Annotated in this window: 17 protein-coding genes; 5 read left to right on the top strand and 12 right to left on the bottom strand. The window is 68.2% G+C overall.

Features of this window, described 5'->3' with window-relative positions; genetic code table 11:
* Positions 1-28: 28 nt before the first annotated feature.
* On the top strand, positions 29-922 hold the full coding sequence (locus tag ABTV68_RS05615; RefSeq protein ID WP_433676637.1) for an ABC transporter permease: 894 nt from the start codon (positions 29-31) through the stop codon (positions 920-922).
* Positions 906-1646 (top strand): ABC transporter ATP-binding protein, encoded by a 741-nt coding sequence (locus tag ABTV68_RS05610; RefSeq protein ID WP_433676636.1) that lies wholly within the window; start codon positions 906-908, stop codon positions 1644-1646. The genes ABTV68_RS05615 and ABTV68_RS05610 overlap by 17 nt, the downstream gene beginning before the upstream one ends.
* Before the next feature lie 70 nt (positions 1647-1716).
* On the opposite strand, the gene ABTV68_RS05605 is transcribed toward ABTV68_RS05610, so the two are convergent.
* The 8 genes from ABTV68_RS05605 to ABTV68_RS05570 form a co-directional block, all read right to left on the bottom strand.
* Positions 1717-2673 (bottom strand): M23 family metallopeptidase, encoded by a 957-nt coding sequence (locus ABTV68_RS05605; protein WP_433676634.1) that lies wholly within the window; start codon positions 2671-2673, stop codon positions 1717-1719.
* Positions 2674-2761: 88 nt separating this feature from the next.
* Positions 2762-3823 carry a substrate-binding domain-containing protein gene (locus ABTV68_RS05600; RefSeq protein ID WP_433676633.1) on the bottom strand — a complete coding sequence of 354 codons (1062 nt, stop codon included), beginning with the start codon at positions 3821-3823 and terminating at the stop codon, positions 2762-2764.
* A 47-nt stretch (positions 3824-3870) separates the two neighbouring features.
* Complete coding sequence (locus ABTV68_RS05595; RefSeq protein ID WP_433676632.1) at positions 3871-4968, bottom strand: glycosyltransferase; 1098 nt, start codon at positions 4966-4968, stop codon at positions 3871-3873.
* A gap of 77 nt (positions 4969-5045) precedes the next feature.
* A complete protein-coding gene (locus ABTV68_RS05590; RefSeq protein WP_433676631.1) occupies positions 5046-6419 on the bottom strand; it encodes an LCP family protein in 1374 nt (457 codons plus the stop codon).
* Positions 6420-6505: 86 nt separating this feature from the next.
* Positions 6506-6973 carry a 5-(carboxyamino)imidazole ribonucleotide mutase gene (purE, locus tag ABTV68_RS05585; RefSeq protein WP_433677553.1) on the bottom strand — a complete coding sequence of 156 codons (468 nt, stop codon included), beginning with the start codon at positions 6971-6973 and terminating at the stop codon, positions 6506-6508.
* A 130-nt stretch (positions 6974-7103) separates the two neighbouring features.
* Positions 7104-8228, bottom strand: coding sequence for a 5-(carboxyamino)imidazole ribonucleotide synthase (locus ABTV68_RS05580; protein WP_433676630.1), 1125 nt, complete (start codon positions 8226-8228; stop codon positions 7104-7106).
* Positions 8229-8519: 291 nt separating this feature from the next.
* On the bottom strand, positions 8520-9074 hold the full coding sequence (locus ABTV68_RS05575) for a PH domain-containing protein (RefSeq protein WP_433676629.1): 555 nt from the start codon (positions 9072-9074) through the stop codon (positions 8520-8522).
* A gap of 133 nt (positions 9075-9207) precedes the next feature.
* Positions 9208-9996 carry a biotin--[acetyl-CoA-carboxylase] ligase gene (locus tag ABTV68_RS05570; protein WP_433676628.1) on the bottom strand — a complete coding sequence of 263 codons (789 nt, stop codon included), beginning with the start codon at positions 9994-9996 and terminating at the stop codon, positions 9208-9210.
* Positions 9997-10100: 104 nt separating this feature from the next.
* On the opposite strand from ABTV68_RS05570, the gene ABTV68_RS05565 reads away from it, so the two are divergent.
* Together ABTV68_RS05565 and ABTV68_RS05560 are read left to right on the top strand one after the other, a co-directional pair.
* Positions 10101-11702, top strand: coding sequence for an acyl-CoA carboxylase subunit beta (locus tag ABTV68_RS05565; RefSeq protein ID WP_433676627.1), 1602 nt, complete (start codon positions 10101-10103; stop codon positions 11700-11702).
* Positions 11699-11923, top strand: coding sequence for an acyl-CoA carboxylase epsilon subunit (locus ABTV68_RS05560; RefSeq protein ID WP_433676625.1), 225 nt, complete (start codon positions 11699-11701; stop codon positions 11921-11923). The genes ABTV68_RS05565 and ABTV68_RS05560 overlap by 4 nt, the downstream gene beginning before the upstream one ends.
* A 301-nt stretch (positions 11924-12224) precedes the next feature.
* Here ABTV68_RS05560 and ABTV68_RS05555 read toward each other — a convergent pair whose 3' ends face one another.
* The 4 genes from ABTV68_RS05555 to ABTV68_RS05540 all read right to left on the bottom strand — a co-directional run bounded on the left by ABTV68_RS05555 (position 12225) and on the right by ABTV68_RS05540 (position 16542).
* Positions 12225-13301 (bottom strand): hypothetical protein, encoded by a 1077-nt coding sequence (locus ABTV68_RS05555; RefSeq protein WP_433676624.1) that lies wholly within the window; start codon positions 13299-13301, stop codon positions 12225-12227.
* A complete protein-coding gene (locus ABTV68_RS05550) occupies positions 13298-14569 on the bottom strand; it encodes a sensor histidine kinase (protein WP_433676623.1) in 1272 nt (423 codons plus the stop codon). The genes ABTV68_RS05555 and ABTV68_RS05550 overlap by 4 nt, the downstream gene beginning before the upstream one ends.
* The gene (locus tag ABTV68_RS05545; RefSeq protein ID WP_433676622.1) at positions 14559-15224 is read right to left on the bottom strand and encodes a response regulator; all 666 of its coding nucleotides are present in this window, start codon (positions 15222-15224) and stop codon (positions 14559-14561) included. The genes ABTV68_RS05550 and ABTV68_RS05545 overlap by 11 nt, the downstream gene beginning before the upstream one ends.
* 79 nt (positions 15225-15303) lie before the next feature.
* Positions 15304-16542: a class I SAM-dependent RNA methyltransferase gene (locus ABTV68_RS05540; protein WP_433676621.1), complete on the bottom strand. Its 1239-nt coding sequence runs from the start codon at positions 16540-16542 to the stop codon at positions 15304-15306.
* A gap of 60 nt (positions 16543-16602) precedes the next feature.
* Between ABTV68_RS05540 and ABTV68_RS05535 the strand changes: the two genes are divergently transcribed.
* On the top strand, positions 16603-17247 hold the full coding sequence (locus ABTV68_RS05535; RefSeq protein ID WP_433676619.1) for a Maf family protein: 645 nt from the start codon (positions 16603-16605) through the stop codon (positions 17245-17247).
* Positions 17248-17313: the final 66 nt, after the last annotated feature.

Genomic DNA, 17313 nt, shown 5'->3' with positions numbered 1-17313 from the left:
GGGAACGCGAACGGAGGTGCTCTCGCCCGTGTCCCAATCCACAGCGGCAGAAGATCGCCTCGTCGCGCCCGGCGGCAGCGCGGGGCTCATCGAGACCTTCCGACGGCACTACCTGCTGAGCCTCATCGTGAAGAAGGAGGTCGGCATCCGCTACCGCGGATCCGTCCTCGGCTGGCTGTGGTCGTACGTGAAGCCGCTGATCCAGTTCCTGGTCTTCTACTTCGCACTCGGCATGTTCATGGGGATGAACGACCGGATCGATTTCTATCCGATCTACCTGCTCTCCGGCATCACGATCACCACGTTCTTCAACGAGTCGTTCGCCAACGGCACCCGCTCGCTGATCGACAACGCCGCGCTCATCAAGAAGATCTACTTCCCGCGTCAGATGTTCCCGCTCGCGAGCACGCTCGTGGCCGCGGTGAACACGCTGCCGCAGATCGTCGTGGTCATCGTCATCGCCCTGTTCTTCGGGTGGGCGCCCACGATGGCGCAGGTCGCCGCGATCTTCGTGGGCCTGATCATCATCGCCCTGCTCGCCACCGGGCTCGGCATGCTGTTCGGTGCCGTCAACGTGACGTTCCGGGACGCGCAGAGCTTCGTCGAGATCATCGTGATGATCTCCGTCTGGGCATCGCCGGTGATGTACCAGTGGGAGATGGTGGCCAGCAAGGTACCCGACTGGCTGTTCCAGCTGTACATGCTGAACCCCATCACGATCGCGGTCGAGCTCTTCCACTACGGCCTGTGGGCTCCGCTGGATCCGCATCTGACGCCGGGGGACGCCGCCTCGGGCGCGGCCGCGCTGCTGCCGGATCTGTGGTTGCACAGCCTCATCGCGCTGATCGTGTCGGTCGTGGTGGTCATCGTCGGAGAACTCGTGTTCCGGAAGCTGGAGGGGCGCTTTGCCCAGGACCTCTGAATCGTCGACCCCGCGGATCCTCGTGGAAGACGTCCGCAAGTCGTTCCTGCTGCGCCACACCCACTCCTTCAAGGAGACCTTCGTCGCAGCGCTGCGTCGCAAGAAGCTCACGACCGACTTCCGTGCGCTCGACGGCGTCTCCTTCGAGATCGGCGAAGGCGAGGCCGTCGCCCTGCTGGGCTACAACGGCTCCGGCAAGTCCACGATGCTGAAGATGATCTCCGGCGTGCTGCGGCCGGACACCGGCAAGGTGCTCACGCGCGGCCGCGTGGCGGGGCTGATCGAGGTCGGCGCCGGATTCCATCCCGACCTCTCCGGTCGCGAGAACATCTATCTCAACGCGGCCATCCTCGGCATGTCGAAGAAGGAGACCGACGAGCGCTTCGAGTCGATCGTCGACTTCAGCGAGATCGAGCAGTTCATCGACACGGAGGTCAAGCACTACTCCTCCGGCATGTTCCTGCGCCTCGCGTTTTCGGTCGCCATCCACACCGAGGTCGACATCCTCCTGATCGATGAGATCCTCTCCGTGGGTGACGAGCCGTTCCAGAAGAAGTGCCTTGCCCGCATTCGCGAGCTGCACGCCGCGGGCAAGTCGCTCGTGGTGGTCTCGCACGACCTCGACATGGTCTCCGACCTGTGCGAACGCGGCATTCTGCTCCGCGACGGGCAGGTGGCGTTCGACGGCGACAGCAAGCGCGCCGTCGAGTTGATGCGCGTCTGAAACGCGAGCTACACCGCACGCATCGTCCCCACTGCGGCGAGAAACCGCAGCGGGGACGAGTGTGCCGGGATCAGGAATTCACACCGGCGCGCAGGTTGTTGATAATTGTGTTTCCGCCCGCGTCACTCACGCGAATTGCGGGTACCCCCGCCGCACGAAGATTCTTGTATTCTTCACCCGTGGGTTGGCTGAGCAGTACCGCACCGCCATGTGCGCAATAGACGACCTTGCTGGCCGACGGGAATTTCAGCAGCACGGGAGCAGACACTTTCGATTTCGACGCGCGAGCGTCGTTGACGAGGTTCGTCAATACGAAATCGCTGAGCCAGACGACATTATTCCCGGTCGCAACCCATTCATTTGAGGCTGACTGATCAACGACCCAGAAAAGTCCGGCGTTGGCGAAGATCAACTTGGTTCCGCCGGTAACGGAGGCGGCATAGAGCATGGACATATCATCATCTTCCAGAAGGGTGGCATTGGTAACATCGATGGCAGTCCCCGCAAGCGGGGCATTCTGCACAAGGGGCACAGGGTCGACAGGCGTTCCCTGCGTTCGGATTTCGAGGTGGAGATGTGCGCCGTAGGCGACCCCTGTCTCCCCCACATACCCCAGCAACTGACCTCGCTGGACTTGCTGACCGACGCTCACGACGGCAGGATCGACCATGTGGGCGTATCGGCTTGACCACCCCTCCGCGTGTGAGATAAAACATGCATTTCCGTAAGCGCCCGCAGTTCCGAGAACCCCTCTGTCAGTCACCTGACCTGAAGCGACGGCATAGATCGGGGTTCCTTGCGTGGCACCGTAGTCGACACCCTCATGCATCTTGTTATTGCGCATTCCAAACGGCGATGTCACCGTCGCGCGATAAGCGAATGGATGCCCCCACAGTACCGCCGCATGTGCGACGTCGGAATCAAGAACTCTCCCCCCGACTACTGCCGCCCCCGCGGCCACCATCCCCAACGCAATCACATTTCGGCGAGTTATCCCCGGAGGGGATTTCGCGATTTCGTCGTTCATGGGCACGACGCTATCGAGAACGGTTGTGCAACTCTAGTCTTGATATCGGGAGCGATTATCCCGTAGGCTCTTCGCCTTTTGGCGACGCCTATAGTTCCGTTACATACGGCCCCACCGAGTCGCGCTCCACGAGGGTCGGCAACAGCAGGCTGCGCGTCAGCGCCGCCGATCCCGAGCCGTGAATGCGCGCCAGACACATCTCGAACGCCCGCTCCCCCAGCTCCTGCTTCGGCGGCGAGATCGCGGTGAGCGGCACCGGTGCGAGGCCCGCGACCTCGTCATCGTAGGAGATCACCGACAGGTCCTCCGGGATGCGCACGCCCTGCTCCAGAGCCACCTCCTCCAGCGCGATGGCGTCCACGTCGGTGAGGACGATGAGTCCGCGGATGTTCTCGGCCTGGCAGCGGTGGATGAGATCGACGAGGTGCGACCGTTCCGTGGCCTGACCGCTGGCGTCGCGCGGCAGGTCCGTCACGAACGAGCGTTCCTCCGGCCGGAGTGCCGCAGCGAAGCCGCGACGCAGCCACACCGACGTCGCGGTGCCGGCCCGCAGGGCGAGGGCGATGCCGGTGTGCCCGGCGTCGCGCAGACGCTGCACGGCGAGGGCCACGCCGGCCTCATGGTCCGTGCGCACGGATTCGACCTGTCCGAGCGGACGCATCGGGTCGATGCTGCGCTCGGCGATCGTCACCGGGATGTTCTGCGCACCGAGGAGATCCCGCAACGACGTGTCCTCCCAGTCCGCGTTCGCGGGAGTGATGATCAGGCCGTCCACCCCGCGCGCCACAAGCTGACGCACCTGCGCGCTCTCGCGGTCGCTGCGGTAATCGGAAACCGCCAGCGCGAGTCGGCACCGACTGCGCGATGCCGCTCGACGAATGCCCTCCACCACGCCCTGGTAGTAGTAGGTGGCACTGGGGACGATGACGCCGATCGTCGCGAGCGGGGTCGAAGCGCGCACCCCGGACTCCCGCGGCGACACCGCACCGCCGTGCACGCGGACGAGCTGACCGTCTGCCTCCAACTGGGTGAGATCACGCCGCAGCGTCATCCCGGACACGCCGATCCGTGCCGCGAAGTCAGCTACCTGCAGCGCGCCTCGCAGTGCCAGTTCGGACAGGATTCGTTCACGACGCTCATCAGCAAGCATATGAACATCTTCGTCCATGAATGCTCACGAATGCGCAGCGTGCAGTGTCAGAGTTCCGCGTGCAGTTGCCAGATGCGCTCGGCGGAGCTGTCCCAGGAGTACGCGCGTCCCCGGTCCGCGCTGAGCACGCGATAGCGCTCGGTGTCCGCGAGCACCTCCGCGACCGCGCCGGCAAGACCGTCGGCATCGGCGAGCACTCCCCCGTCCGCGATCACCTCGCGATGTGCCGGAGTATCCAGTGCGACAACGGCAACGCCGAGTGCGAGGGCCTCGACCACCCGCCAGGGCCAGGTCGTTCGGCTCACAGCCGACACCAGCAGCTGCGAGCGCGACAGCGCGACAGCGCGGTCGGCGGCATCCAGGGTGGGACGCAGCTGGAGTGCGCGCTCGGGGATGCCCGCGGCGGATGCGAGGTCGCGCACGGCGCCCTCCTCGTCAGTCGGCACACCGACGACGAGTACCGTGAGGTCGTCGTGCAGCTGCGCAGCAGCCGCCGCGAAGGTCTGTGCGAGGCCGTCGGACGGTGCCGTGGTCGCGTCGGTTATCAGGTATCGCTCCGGAAGCGCCAGATCGCGGGCTCGGGCGTCGGCGTCGGTGGGCTCGCCGAACCATTCTGGAGCTGCCCCGGCCACGACACGCACGCGATCGCCGAAGGACCATTCCTCATCGAGACGGGCGGCGTGCGCGAAGGTCGGCACCACGATCGCATCCGCGTGCTTCGCCGCACGCTTGAGCATGGCGCGATTCCAGGTGACGGCCGTGCGCGCCATCTCCGCACCCGCCTCCCACGGCCGCAGGTCCCAGAGCGTGACCACGGTCTGATCCCCATCATTCACCCGGTCATGGCGCACCAGCGGCGCCGCCAGAGTGGTCGAGTGGATGAACCCGCCGCCGGTCGAAGGGGCCACGCCGAGCTGCCAGGCGGCCAGGAGCTCACGACGGGCTAGGGGTGCCACGCGGACGCTGGACAGGCCCGGAACCAGCGGTGCCAGGTCGGCCTCGCCGTTCGGGACGATCGCCGCGACCTCGCACCCGTCCGGTGCCATCCGCACCAGGGCTCGCGCGGTCTCGAGCCCTGCTGCGGCCTGGTCCGAGAAGGACTGTGCCGATGCCTGCTCGATCACCACACGAAGGGTCGCCGTCATGTCTCTGACCCTAGTGCTCACCACCGACGCCGGAGCGTCGGCACCCCGGCGGTCGGGGGACGTTCAGGTTAGACGCATCACGGCGCGGGAGTGTCCTCCGCGGCCGACGGGTGCAGCTTCTCCTGGATGAGTTCGTGGATCGCTGTGTAGTCCGGGTTCATGTCGTCGATCGTGCTGCCGTCCAGGAGCGGAGTGCCCTCGGGGTTCAGCTCGATCTTCTGCACTTCCTGCGACCGCGCCTTCAGCGCGAGGTTCAGGAACGGCTGCATCATCGACTGCGGAACGTCGGTCTCCATGACCGCTGTTCCCGCCTTCGCGATCTCCTGGAAGCGGGCGAGCACGTTCTCCGGTGTGAACTGCTTCAGCATCGCCTCCTGCAGCTGACGCTGGCGCTGCATGCGGTCCCAGTCGCTCGTGGTGTAGCGAGAACGCGCGTACCACTGGGCGGTGTCGCCGTTCATGTGCTGATCGCCCGCCTCGATCCAGCCGATGGCCCAGTCCTCCGCGGGCTGACCCTCGTATGCAGGGCCGCCGCCCTTCGGCAGGCGCTCGGCGACCGTGATCTGCACGCCGCCGAGGGCGTCGATCAGCGCGGCGAAGTGGTCCATGTCGATGAAGACGTAGTACGGGATCGTGATGCCGAGCACGCCTTCCGCGGCGTCCTTCGTGGCCTCGATGCCCGGCGTCGAGCCGTTGGCGACAGCGTCGGGGTACAGGCCTTCGTCGGCACGGCAGATCTCCAGCTCGGTGTTCAGCTGGTTGATGGCACTGGTCCAACCGCACTCGTCGTCGGCGACGCCGTAGTGTCCCTCCGGATACAGGTCCTGCATCGGGCCGGGGGCGAACGGGACGTCCGGCATGTCGCGCGGGATTCCCGTGATGGTGACCGCACCGGTGTCGGCGTTGATCGAGACCACCGAGATGCTGTCGAAGCGCATGGAGTCGCGCCCCTCACCGGAGTCCGCGCCCAGCAGGAGGATGTTGTAGTAGCCGTCCGAGGGAGCCACGGGCGGAGCGCTGGCGGCGAACACGCTGCCGAGCGTGTCGCGCGTGGTGCCGACGATCCCCGCGGCCCACGTCGCCGTGCCGCTGGAGACCACGAGCAGGGCGGCCGCGAGCGCGGCGATCCCGAACCGCGATGCCGTGCGGATGCGCACGAACTTCACGAGCATCAGCGTGTTGAGCCCGAGAATGACCCAGAGCACCGCGTAGCCGATGAGCAGCCCCTGTGCCAGCACCGTGATCGCCGCGAAGAGCCAGCCGACGCCGATGAGCCAGAAGTAGAAGTCGCGGAAGACCACCGCCACCACCGCCGCGACGACGAGCAGCGTCCACATCAGAATCGTGGCGCCCAGGCCGAAGCGCCCCAGCTTCCGGTTGCCCGCGAGCACCTGGGGAGAGCCGGGAATGAGGAACCCGAGCAGCACCAGCCACCAGCCGCGGCGCGTCATCACTGCACTGTCCGACGCGTCCGGATGACGCATCGGCTGGGTCCGGATCGCGGGCCCCACTCCCGCTCGATCGGCGACGACCGAAGTCACAAGGAGCCCTTGAGCCGGATGTTCTTCTGCTCAACCTGGGCTTCCAGGTCGCGAGCGTAGGCCTCGACCGCATCAGCGAGGGCGGGGTCAGAGGTGCCGAGGATGCGTGCGGCGAGCAGCCCGGCGTTCTTCGCTCCGCCGATCGAGACGGTGGCGACGGGAATGCCTGCGGGCATCTGCACGATCGACAGCAGCGAGTCCATACCGTCCAGCGTGGCCAGAGGAACGGGCACGCCGATGACGGGCAGCGCGGTGATCGAGGCCAGCATGCCGGGAAGGTGCGCCGCACCGCCCGCACCAGCGATGATCACGCGCAGGCCGCGTCCGCGCGCTTCGCGGCCGTAGCGAACGAGCTTGTCGACGGTCCGGTGCGCCGAGACGACCTCGACCTCGTGCGGGATGCCGAACTCGGTCAGTGCGGCGGAGGCGTCTGCCATCACGCGCCAGTCTGAATCGGAGCCCATGACGACGCCGACAAGCGGGTTCTCGGATGAATGCAGCGCAGAGGTCACGATAACAGGCTAGGGGCCTCGGCCGAACGCTCGGTGCACGGCACGCGGACGAACGCCCCGAATCCGCTGGGAGCGGCTCGGGTCAGTCGAAGGCGGCTGCTGCGGCTCGCGCGGAAGCCAGCACGGCGTCCAGATCGGCACCGGCGGCGTTGACGTGACCCACCTTGCGACCGGGGCGCGGAGCCTTGCCGTAGGTGTGGACCTTGGCATCGGGGGCTGCCGCGAGGGCAGCTGCGAAGCGGTCCGCCATGGTGGCGTCCTCCGGCCCGCCGAGGATGTTGATCATGACGGCGTGAGCCGCGCGCGGAGACGGATCGCCGAGTGGAAGATCCAGCACGGCCCGCAGATGCTGCTCGAACTGGCTGGTGACCGCACCGTCCTGCGTCCAGTGCCCGCTGTTGTGGGGTCGCATCGCCAGCTCGTTGACGAGGATGCGTCCGTCGGCGGTCTCGAAGAGCTCCACGGCGAGCATGCCGGTGACGTCGAGTTCCTCGGCGATGCGCAGTCCGAGTGCCGCGGCCTCGTCGGCCAGGGCACCGATGCCGGGAGCGGGAGCGGTGACCTCGGCGCACACCCCGTCGCGCTGCACGGTCTGCACGACCGGGTAGGCGACGGCCTGGCCAGACGGGCGTCGGGCGACCTGCTGCGCGAGCTCGCGCGTGAAGTCGACCATCTCCTCCACCAGCAGAGCGCCGCCGTTCGCGTCCTCGGCGAGCGCGGTGAACCAGTCGTCGGCCTCGTGCGCGGCGTTCACGACGCGAACGCCCTTGCCGTCGTAGCCGCCGCGAGCGGTCTTCACCACGGCACGTCCGCCGTGCGCGTCGAGGAACGCCGCCAGTTCGTCGGCGTCGTGCACGGCGGCCCAGTCCGGCTGCGGAGCTCCGATGCGTGCCATGGTGGCGCGCATCACGAGCTTGTCCTGCGCGACGGCGAGCGCCGCGGGTCCCGGGTGCACCGAGACGCCGGCGTCGATGAGTCCGGCCAGCACGTCCTGGGGGACGTGCTCGTGATCGAAGGTGATCACGTCCACGTCACGCGCGAAGGCAAGAACGGTGTCCAGGTCGCGGTAGTCGCCGGTGGCCGTCGCAGCGAGCGCCGCGGACATGTCGGGCTCCTCCGCCAGCACGCGAATGTCGAGACCCAGCTCCTCCGCCGGTGCGATCATCATCCGTGCCAGCTGTCCGCCACCGATCACTCCGACGCGCATGCGCTCTCTCCCTCAGTCCGCAGGCCTCTCCCGCACCTGCTTCCATCCTCCCCTATCCCGCACCCTCCCACGTCCCGGCACCGCCCCGCCCTCCGCTCGCTCTGTCGTCTTCCGCCGCCCCCGTGTGAGCCCCTCGGCCGAAACCATGACCCGCGAGACTTCCGTCTGTGGGCGAGAATCCGTGCAACGCCGCGATTGTCGCCCACATTCGGAAGTCTCGCGGGATGTACGGCGCGGGAGGCGCGGCGCGGGATGTACGGCGCGGGACCTGCGGCGAGAGGTGCGACGGCGTTAGGCGAGGGGGCCCGTGGTGCCGGCCTGCTGGTCGCGGTGGGCGAGGATCTGGTTGACCTCGACCTGGTCGACCAGGACCTCATGGACCAAGCGGGCGTGCGGCACGTCGGTGAGCTGGAGTGGCGGTTCGACACCGTTCGACAGCGTCAGAGTTCCGCTCCCCCACAGCCGCTGCAGCGGTCCGCGGCGCAGCGACACCGTGTACCCGCGAGCGTGGGAGAGCTCGCGACGACGACGAGAGAACAGCCCGTCCGCGACTATCACCCGGCGGGTCGTGATGGTCACTCGCCGCGTGGACCAGATCACGTACGGAACCAGCACGAGCAGCACGACGACGATCGCGCCCGCCAGCCACAGCATGAGGTCGGTGAGCCACGGCACCGGCGGATTCCCGGTGAACCATCCCACCGCACCGGCCGTGGCGACCAGCACCAGCGCAGACCAGAACAGTCGTCGTGCGTGGGGGTGCATGCGCGCGATGAGCAGTTCGGGCACCGGAGATCCGGGGGCCGGCATCAGCGGGCGCCCCCCGATCGATCCCGGTTCGCTCATGAGTCCATTGTCCCTGCTCACGTCCTCGACGCGGGCAGCGGCACACCCCGGGTGAGCGCCGCATCAGAAACGCAGGTGCACGCAGCGAATCCGACGCCCCGCCACAAGGGCACACCCCCGGGCGAGCGCCGTGTCAGAAACGCAGGTGCACGATGTCGCCCGCCGACACCGAAGTCGAGTGCAGGGCGCCGGGGCGAGTCACCTGCAACCGCCCCTCCGTGTCGATCCCCGACGCGACTCCCTCGAGAAGCGAGCCGTCGGGAAAAGACACACGCACCGGGAGGCCCAGCGTGCCGCACGCCGCGACCACATCGGCGTGCAGCCCGCTCGCGACGGCATCACCCCCGGACGCGGTCAAAGCCGTCAGAGCCCGGTCCAGGCGCACGAGATAGTCGGCGATGAGACGATCCTCGTCGCAGACCTCGCCCTCCACCGCGAACGAGGTGGCCGTCTCGACCGGCAGCTGCTCGGGCGCCATGGCAGTGTTGACGCCGGAGCCGACCACGACGGCTGCGAAGTCGAGCGTGGCCTCCGCCAGAATGCCGCAGATCTTCCGGCCGCCCACGAGCACGTCGTTCGGCCACTTGAGCCAAACATCCGCGTCGGACAGCTGCGCGCGGATCGCCTCGGTCATCGCCCAGCCGGCCGCCAGCGGAATCCAGCCGCGTGCCTCGATCGGCAGATCTCCCACGTGCAGCAGCACGCTGAGCGCGAGCGCGGACCCGGGCGGGGTCTCCCAGCGCCGATCCAGTCGTCCCCGCCCGGAGCGCTGGTCGGTCGTGAGCAGCACCGACAGGTGCGGGAGGTCATCGGCCGAGGCGGCCTCCACCAGGTCGGCGTTCGTGGACCCGGTGTGCTCGGCCACCTGGACACGCGGGCTCACGGCTGCGGTGAGCGGGTAGCCGCTCGCGGGAATCGTCATACCGGCACCCTATGCCGGAGACCGGATGGGCCGCGACGGGCACAGAACACGTGGTGCGGGATTGTCGATTCGCCACAGGTGTTCGATGAGGCACCGCTACTAGGGTGGAATCCGTGACCGACGAGACCTACGACTTCGCGACGACCGCTGGCAAGATCGCCGACCTCCGTGCCCGCTTCACCGAGGCCGTCGTGCAGCCCGAGAAGCTGGCCCAGGACAAGCAGCACGCGAAGGGCAAGCTGACCGCACGCGAGCGCATCGAGATGCTCGTGGATCAGGGCAGCTTCGTCGAGTTCGACGAGTACGTGCGCCACCGCACCACCTCCTTCGGCATGGATCGCTCGCGCCCCTACGGCGACTCCGTGGTGACCGGCATCGGCACGATCAACGGGCGCACCGTCGCGCTCTACTCGCAGGATTTCACCACCTTCGGCGGCTCGCTCGGCGAGGTTTCGGGCAACAAGATCATCAAGATCATGGAGTACGCGCTCCGCGGCGGCATGCCGATCATCGGCATTCTCGACTCCGGCGGCGCACGTATTCAGGAGGGTGTGCTCGCCCTCAGCAAGTACGGCGAGATCTTCCGCATGAACACCGCCTCCTCCGGGGTGATCCCGCAGATCTCGATCATCATGGGTCCGGCCGCTGGAGGTGCCGTGTACGGCCCGGCGCTCACCGACTTCGTGATCATGGTCGACAAGACCAGCCAGATGTTCGTCACCGGCCCCGACGTCATCAAGACGGTCACCGGCGAGGACGTCGGGATGGAAGAACTGGGCGGCGCGTACACGCACAACACCCGCTCCGGTGTGGCGCACTACCTCGCCAGCGACGAGGAGGACGCGATCGACTACGCGCGCACCCTGCTGTCGTTCCTGCCCGACAACAACATGACCGACGCTCCGGGCTACGACTCGCACTTCGACTTCGAGACGACGGACCTGGACCGCCAGCTCAACACGGTCATCCCCGACCTGCCGAACCAGCCTTACGACATGAAGGGCGTCATCGAGAAGATCGTCGACGATGGCGAGTTCCTCGAGGTCCAGCCGCTGTACGCGCCCAACATCCTGATCGGCTTCGGCCGGGTGGAGGGTCGCAGCGTCGGCATCATCGCCAATCAGCCCTCGCAGATGGCCGGCACGCTCAACATCGAAGCGGGCGAGAAGGCCGCCCGGTTCGTCCGGTTCTGCGATGCCTTCTCCATCCCGATCGTCACCCTCGTCGATGTGCCGGGTTATCTCCCCGGCACCGACCAGGAGTGGACCGGCGTCATCCGCCGCGGCGCGAAGCTCATCTACGCCTACGCCGAGGCAACCGTGCCGCTGGTGACCGTGATCCTGCGCAAGGCCTACGGTGGCGCGTACATCGTGATGGGCTCCAAGCAGCTCGGTGCCGACGTGAACATCGCGTGGCCGACGGCGGAGATCGCCGTGATGGGCGGACAGGGCGCCGTGAACATCCTCTACCGCAGCGAGATTCGCGCCGCGGAGGAGGCCGGTGAAGACGTCAACGCGGTACGCACGAAGCTCGCCAACGAGTACACCTACAACGTCACGAGCCCGTTCCTGGCCGCCGAGCGCGGCGAGATCGACGGCATCATCGAGCCCGCGGCCACGCGTGTGGCGATCGCCAAGGCGCTGCGGTCGCTGCGCGGCAAGCGGGCGGAGCTGCCCGCCAAGAAGCACGGGAACATCCCGCTGTGAGCGACCACGAGGACACTCCGGTCACGCTCGAGATCCGTCGAGGCAATCCCACTCCCGAGGAGCTTGCAGCGGTGGTCGCCGTGGTCAGCGACGCGTACGCGGCCGAGGTGGCGGGGCTCGAGGCGGGCGAGGACCCACGTCCCTCGGCGTGGATGCAGACCCGCCGGAGCCTCCGACGCCCCCTGGACCGCGGGGTCGGCTGGGGACGCTTCAGCCGCTGAATCAACACACGGTGGGCCATCGCTTTCGCGGTGGCCCACCGTCGTGTCCCCCACATCCGCAGATCTGTCCCCCAAACGACCGACAGACACGAGCATGTATGTCGCACATACTGAAGGCACGACGCTCTGCGTTCACCGGTCGGATCGTTTTCAGGGTACGGCCCACACCGGTGCAGTCTGAGTCTTCGGGTGGCTCGGACGCCAGGACGAGGGGTGAGGAACTGTCTCCCCCTCGTCGGCGTCCGACCCGGGACTCATGGGGCGACAGATCCACGGGTGACGAGAGGGGCTCCCCCGCGGATCAGTCGTGCGCCTGCCGCGACTGATCCACAGCCACGCGCTGACGCAGAATCTCCTTCCACAGCACCACCGAATCCTCGTCATCGGCCTCGTCCATTCGCCCGACCACGGTGACCGCGACCCGTGGATCCCGTGCGGTGCGAATGATCAGGCGCGACGCGACCGTTCCCGACACGATGTCCGCGAGCTCGCCGCGGATGCGATCCAGCGACTGCTGGTCGAGGCCGTCGAGGCCACCCTCGTCGAACACGGTGATGGTGCTGCCGCGGCGGCGTGCGCTGTCGAGCTCCGCGCGCACCCTGTCATCCAGCAGGCGAGCGCCGCGGAGTTCGTCTCGCAGACTCCCCTCCGCCAGACGCGCCTGCGCCCGTTCTTCGGCGGTGAGTTCACCGCCCGTCTGGATCACGCGCACCAGGATGGGGGCGGCGACCTGGAGGGCGAAGCGCACGCGCACCCGCCGCTCCCGGCGTCGGGTCTCCTGTACGGCCTGCCAGGCGACGGCCGCACGCTGCAGCTCGACGAGGCGCACGGTGTCGCGCGCAGCACGGTCAAGGAAGCCGATCAGCAGCTGGGCTCCCACGATCCACATCACCGAGCCGGTGAGGCCCTGACCCAGCGCCACGATCGGACCGAGCCACGCGACGGTTCCGGCGGCGAGCGCCGCGGTTCCGATCCATGCGAAGCCCGGACGACGACGCACGGTCGTCACCGTGAGCAGTGCGCCGATCAGGCCGACGTAGCTCGTGGCCCAGGAGTCCGCGCGATGCGATTCGCCGACGCTGAGCGAGATGGCGGTCGGGACGACGGCGGCGGTCACCACGGCGAGCACGGCCGCCCACACCGGAAGCTTGCTGGGACCCCGGTTGCCCGCCGTCAGCGGGGCGTCGGGGTAGGCCGCCGGAACGAGAGAGTCGGCGAAGAGACAGATCGCCGTCGAGATCACGCCCAGAGCCAGAGCGCCCACATAGACGACGGGCACCGTGGGCACCGCCGTCCACATGAGACCGCGCACGGCCAGATACACGGCGAAGATCAGTCCCAGCCCGACGAGGAGTCTGCGCACGGGGAGCACGGTCACAGGAACTCCATCCGTTCCGCGGCTGCACCGTCACCGACGGCGTCGGGCGGGAACCATCGCATTGTGACCCGAGTGCCCGCGATCGAGGACTGCAGGCTCACCGTTCCCCCCACCGCCTCCACCCGCGCGATGATGGAGCCGCGAATTCCGAGGCGGTCCTCCGGAACGGCCGTGAGATCCATGCCGGAGCCGAGGTCCGAGACGGTGATCTGGCACCCGCCGCGCATCGACTCCACCTCGGTGGTCAGCCCGACCGCATCGGCGTGCTGAATCGCGTTGGCGACCGCCTGGATCGCCGCCAGAGTCAGGGCACGTGCCACGTCGCGCGGGATGGAGGTCTCCGTGGCGCAGCGCACGGGCAAGGTGAAGCCGAACCCGTGCGCCGCGGCCGCGATGTCCTGGGCGATCACGCGCGTGGTCACCGGCGTGGTGTCGTCATCGTTCTCCGGGTCCTCCGCGCCGGCGAGGCCCGAGAGCGCCGCTTGCGCCATCGATGTGGCGAGTTCGCGTTCGCGAGGCGACTCGGCCCGTTCGGCGGCGATGAGAGCGGAGAGCACGCTGTCGTGGATGAGGGCGGCCAGTTCCATCCGCTCCTGCTCGGCGGCGTCGATCGCGGCGGCTTCGGCGTAGCTGTCCAGGGCCCGCGCACGTGCGCGGTCCACCGAGATCCCCACCGAGCGCGTCATCCACACGATGATCAGCAGCACGAAACCGAAGATGAGCGAGAACGAGACGTCGGCGAGGTTCGCCTGCCAGAACACCGCCTCCCCGCCGCCCTGAATGATGCGCACCGCCGCGAATCCGAGCGGGATCAGAACGGTGAGGGCGACGGCGAGCGGCAGCGGAAAGGCGAGCGCCGCCCCCACCGTGGCGATGTTGATCAGAAACCAGATCCACGGCTGCTCGGTGGCTGTGACCACACTCCCCTCGGAGGCGAACGGCCACACCACCAGCAACGCGATGAACACCACCGTGAACAGCCCGGCACCGCTGCGCGCGCCGCGGCCGACGATGCCGGTGACGATCATGATCATGAGTGCTCCGAAGACCACGATCACCATGGGCACGTGCCAGACACCCGTCTCGGTGCTCCCCAGGGCCGCGACCGCAGCCTGCGCGCCGAATACGATGCACACCAGCCCGATGACCAGCGCGAGGATGCGCTCGATGCGCGCACGGGTGAAACCGCCGGACTCTGGGATAGCCCCCCAGAACAGCGGCTCGGACTCGGCGTCGGCGCTTCGCCTGCGGCGGGTCTCAGCCGACACGGGGCGCGTTCTTGTCCGCATCGTCGATGATCCCGTCTTCCATCGCGCGCATGAGGAGGTCCACCTTCGTGGGAGCAGGACGCCCCACGTCGGTGTACTTCGCCCGGACCCGAGCGATGTTCTCCTTGGCGGTGCTGAAAGCGATACCGAGACGGTCGGCCACCACCTTCAGCGGCAGACCGGTGGCGTACAGGGCGAGCACTTCCCGCTCACGCTGCGACAGCTGCGCCGCGGCGAAGTCGGCGTCGCCGTCGACGGCGCTCGCCCACTCCACATTGTCCAGCGGACGCCCGGCGGCCACCGTTCGAACGGCGGCGATCACCTCGCCGATGGGCGCGGACTTGCTCACCACGCCGATCGCACCGGCCACCAGCGACTCACGAACCGCGGCCGGGCGATCGGCGACGCTGTGGATGATCACGGCGGAACCGTCGAGCACGATCCGACGCACGTTGTCGGTGATGGCGCTGCCGTCGCCGAGTCCGAGATCGAGGACGGCGACATCCGCGGGTGCCTCGCCGCCGGCCCGTCGCCACCGCAGGTAGGACGTGACGCTCTCGCCACTGAAGATGACGTCGGCGCCCTCACGCAGCAGCGCTGCTTCCAGTCCCAGACGAACCGACTCGTGGTCGTCGATGAGGCACACGCGGATCATAGGGTCAGCCTAGCGGCGTCCATGAACCCCGACATCTCGGGGATCGCGCGGGTCCGCTGCGCTCGGTTGACGCGGCGTGTCAGTCCGCGCGGCGCAGCAGCGCGACGGTCTCCAGGTGGTGGGAGTGCGGGAAGAGGTCGAACGCCTCGATGTCCTCGGCGACGTAGCCCAGTTCGTGGAAGGTGCCGAGGTCGCGGGCGAGGGCGACGGGATCGCACGCGACGTAGATGACGGTGCGCGGCGAGAGTGCGGCGAGGTCGGTGACCACTCCGCGGCCAGCACCGGTGCGGGGCGGGTCCAACACCACCACGCCCTGCGACAGCCGCTCCTTCTCCCGAGTGGATGCCCCCTGCACGAGCGAGCGCAGGTAGCGATCGACTCGCGCGGTCTCTGCACGCGCGCCCACCCACTCCGCGAGGTTCTCCCCCGCGTGCTCGGTAGCCCGAGCATCGGATTCCACACTGGTGATACGCGTCCCGCCAAGATCCGCGATGGTCGCGCCGAACAGACCGACGCCGCCGTACAGGTCCAGGTGCCAGGCGTCCGGATCGATCTGCTCCGCAGAGAGGAGTCGGCGGATCGCCGCGTCGAGCGTCGTGGCGGCACCACGGTGCACCTGCCAGAAGCCATCGGCGTCCACGCGGAACTCCCGGTCGCCGACGGTCTCGATGATCACCTCGTGCTGCTCCCGGGGGTTCTGCTCGGCGCGGCGGTTGACCACGCGCACGCGTCCATCGGCGGGCTGGACCAGGTCGATGCGATCGCCGCGTCCGGCGAAGAGCTTGTCGGCCGCACGCTCGATCGGGAGGGTGGCGAGCGGAAGCTGCTCCACCGGGATCACGCGATGGCTGCGCGCAGCATAGGGACCCACGTTGCCGGCGTCGTCCACGTGCAGGCTCACGCGGGTGCGCCAGCGCAGTCCGTCGGTCTCGCCGGCGACAGCGGCGACGCCCACGGCGCGATCGATCCCGCCGAATCGGCGCAGCGCATCGGTGAGCACCTCGGACTTCAGCGTCCGCTGGTGTGCCAGGTCGATGTGACCGAAGTCGGCGCCGCCGGGGCGGTCCTCCGGCGCGTTGGCGACGTCGGCCGGGGCCCACACGTGGGGGCGGCGGTGTCGGGAAGCGTCCAGCACCTCCACCGTCTCGGCACGCCAGAACGACTTCTTGCTGGTGTCGGTGAGCCGCGCTCGAACCGTCTCACCGGGGATCGCATCGGACACGAAGACGACGCGTCCCTCGTGGCGGGCGACGAAGACGCCGCCGTGGGCGACGCCGGTGATGGTCAGGTCGAGAGTGTCTTCAGCAGGGGTGGGCACTGGTCGATTCTCCCATGGCGTCGTACGGTGTCCGGTGAGGGACTGGATAGCCTGTCACTCATGCAGGTGCTGCTCGCGTCCACGTCCCCCGCCCGTCTCATGCTGCTGCGTCAGGCCGGGATCGAGCCGCTGCTGCACTCTCCCGGCGTCGATGAGGACGCTGCGGTGGCAGATCTCGAATCGGAGTTCGGACGCGCCCTGTCCCCGACGGAGCACGTGCAGGTGCTCGCAACCCTGAAGGCCGCGGCCGTCGCCGAGCAGATCGACGCGGTGGATCCCGACTTCGACGGCATCGTGATCGGCGGCGACTCCATGTTCGAACTGGACGGCACGGTGTACGGCAAGCCTCACGAGCCGGACATCGCCCGCGAGCGCTGGCAGCGCATGCGCGGCCGCACCGGTGTGCTGCACTCCGGCCACAGCGTGCTGCGGGTGCGCGGCGGCGTCGTCGAGGGCCAGGCCGACGGCGTGGCCGCCGCGTCGGTGTCGTTCGTGGACGATCTCACCGACGCCGAGCTCGACGCCTACATCGCCAGCGGAGAGCCGTTGCAGGTGGCGGGCGCGTTCACCCTGGACAGTCTGGGCGGGCCGTTCATCGATCGGATCGAGGGCGAGCCGTCCACCGTGATCGGCATGTCGCTGTCCACTCTGCGCCGGCTCGCCGCCCAGCTCGGTGTGGCGTGGCCGACCCTGTGGAATCGGTGATCTCACGCCCGCGGCGCTGTGATCACAGCCACGCGCCGTGTTGGTAGCTCCTCTGAAACGTATTTC

It is taken from the genome of Microbacterium gorillae (genome assembly GCF_050990725.1).
Taxonomy (GTDB): Bacteria; Actinomycetota; Actinomycetes; order Actinomycetales; family Microbacteriaceae; genus Microbacterium; species Microbacterium gorillae_A.
The sequence above is the reverse complement of the archived record's forward strand: the minus strand, read 5'-3'. Positions and strand labels throughout refer to the sequence as shown.

Excerpts from the sequence above, each read along its gene's own strand:
- ABTV68_RS05605 (WP_433676634.1), bottom strand. The coding sequence starts at position 2,673 with ATGAACGACGAAATCGCGAAATCCCCTCCGGGGATAACTCGCCGAAAT.
- ABTV68_RS05600 (WP_433676633.1), bottom strand. The coding sequence starts at position 3,823 with ATGCTTGCTGATGAGCGTCGTGAACGAATCCTGTCCGAACTGGCACTG.
- ABTV68_RS05595 (WP_433676632.1), bottom strand. The coding sequence starts at position 4,968 with ATGACGGCGACCCTTCGTGTGGTGATCGAGCAGGCATCGGCACAGTCC.
- ABTV68_RS05590 (WP_433676631.1), bottom strand. The coding sequence starts at position 6,419 with ATGACGCGCCGCGGCTGGTGGCTGGTGCTGCTCGGGTTCCTCATTCCC.
- purE (WP_433677553.1), bottom strand. The coding sequence starts at position 6,973 with ATGGGCTCCGATTCAGACTGGCGCGTGATGGCAGACGCCTCCGCCGCA.
- ABTV68_RS05580 (WP_433676630.1), bottom strand. The coding sequence starts at position 8,228 with ATGCGCGTCGGAGTGATCGGTGGCGGACAGCTGGCACGGATGATGATC.
- ABTV68_RS05575 (WP_433676629.1), bottom strand. The coding sequence starts at position 9,074 with ATGAGCGAACCGGGATCGATCGGGGGGCGCCCGCTGATGCCGGCCCCC.
- ABTV68_RS05570 (WP_433676628.1), bottom strand. The coding sequence starts at position 9,996 with ATGACGATTCCCGCGAGCGGCTACCCGCTCACCGCAGCCGTGAGCCCG.
- ABTV68_RS05545 (WP_433676622.1), bottom strand. The coding sequence starts at position 15,224 with ATGATCCGCGTGTGCCTCATCGACGACCACGAGTCGGTTCGTCTGGGA.
- ABTV68_RS05535 (WP_433676619.1), top strand. The coding sequence starts at position 16,603 with ATGCAGGTGCTGCTCGCGTCCACGTCCCCCGCCCGTCTCATGCTGCTG.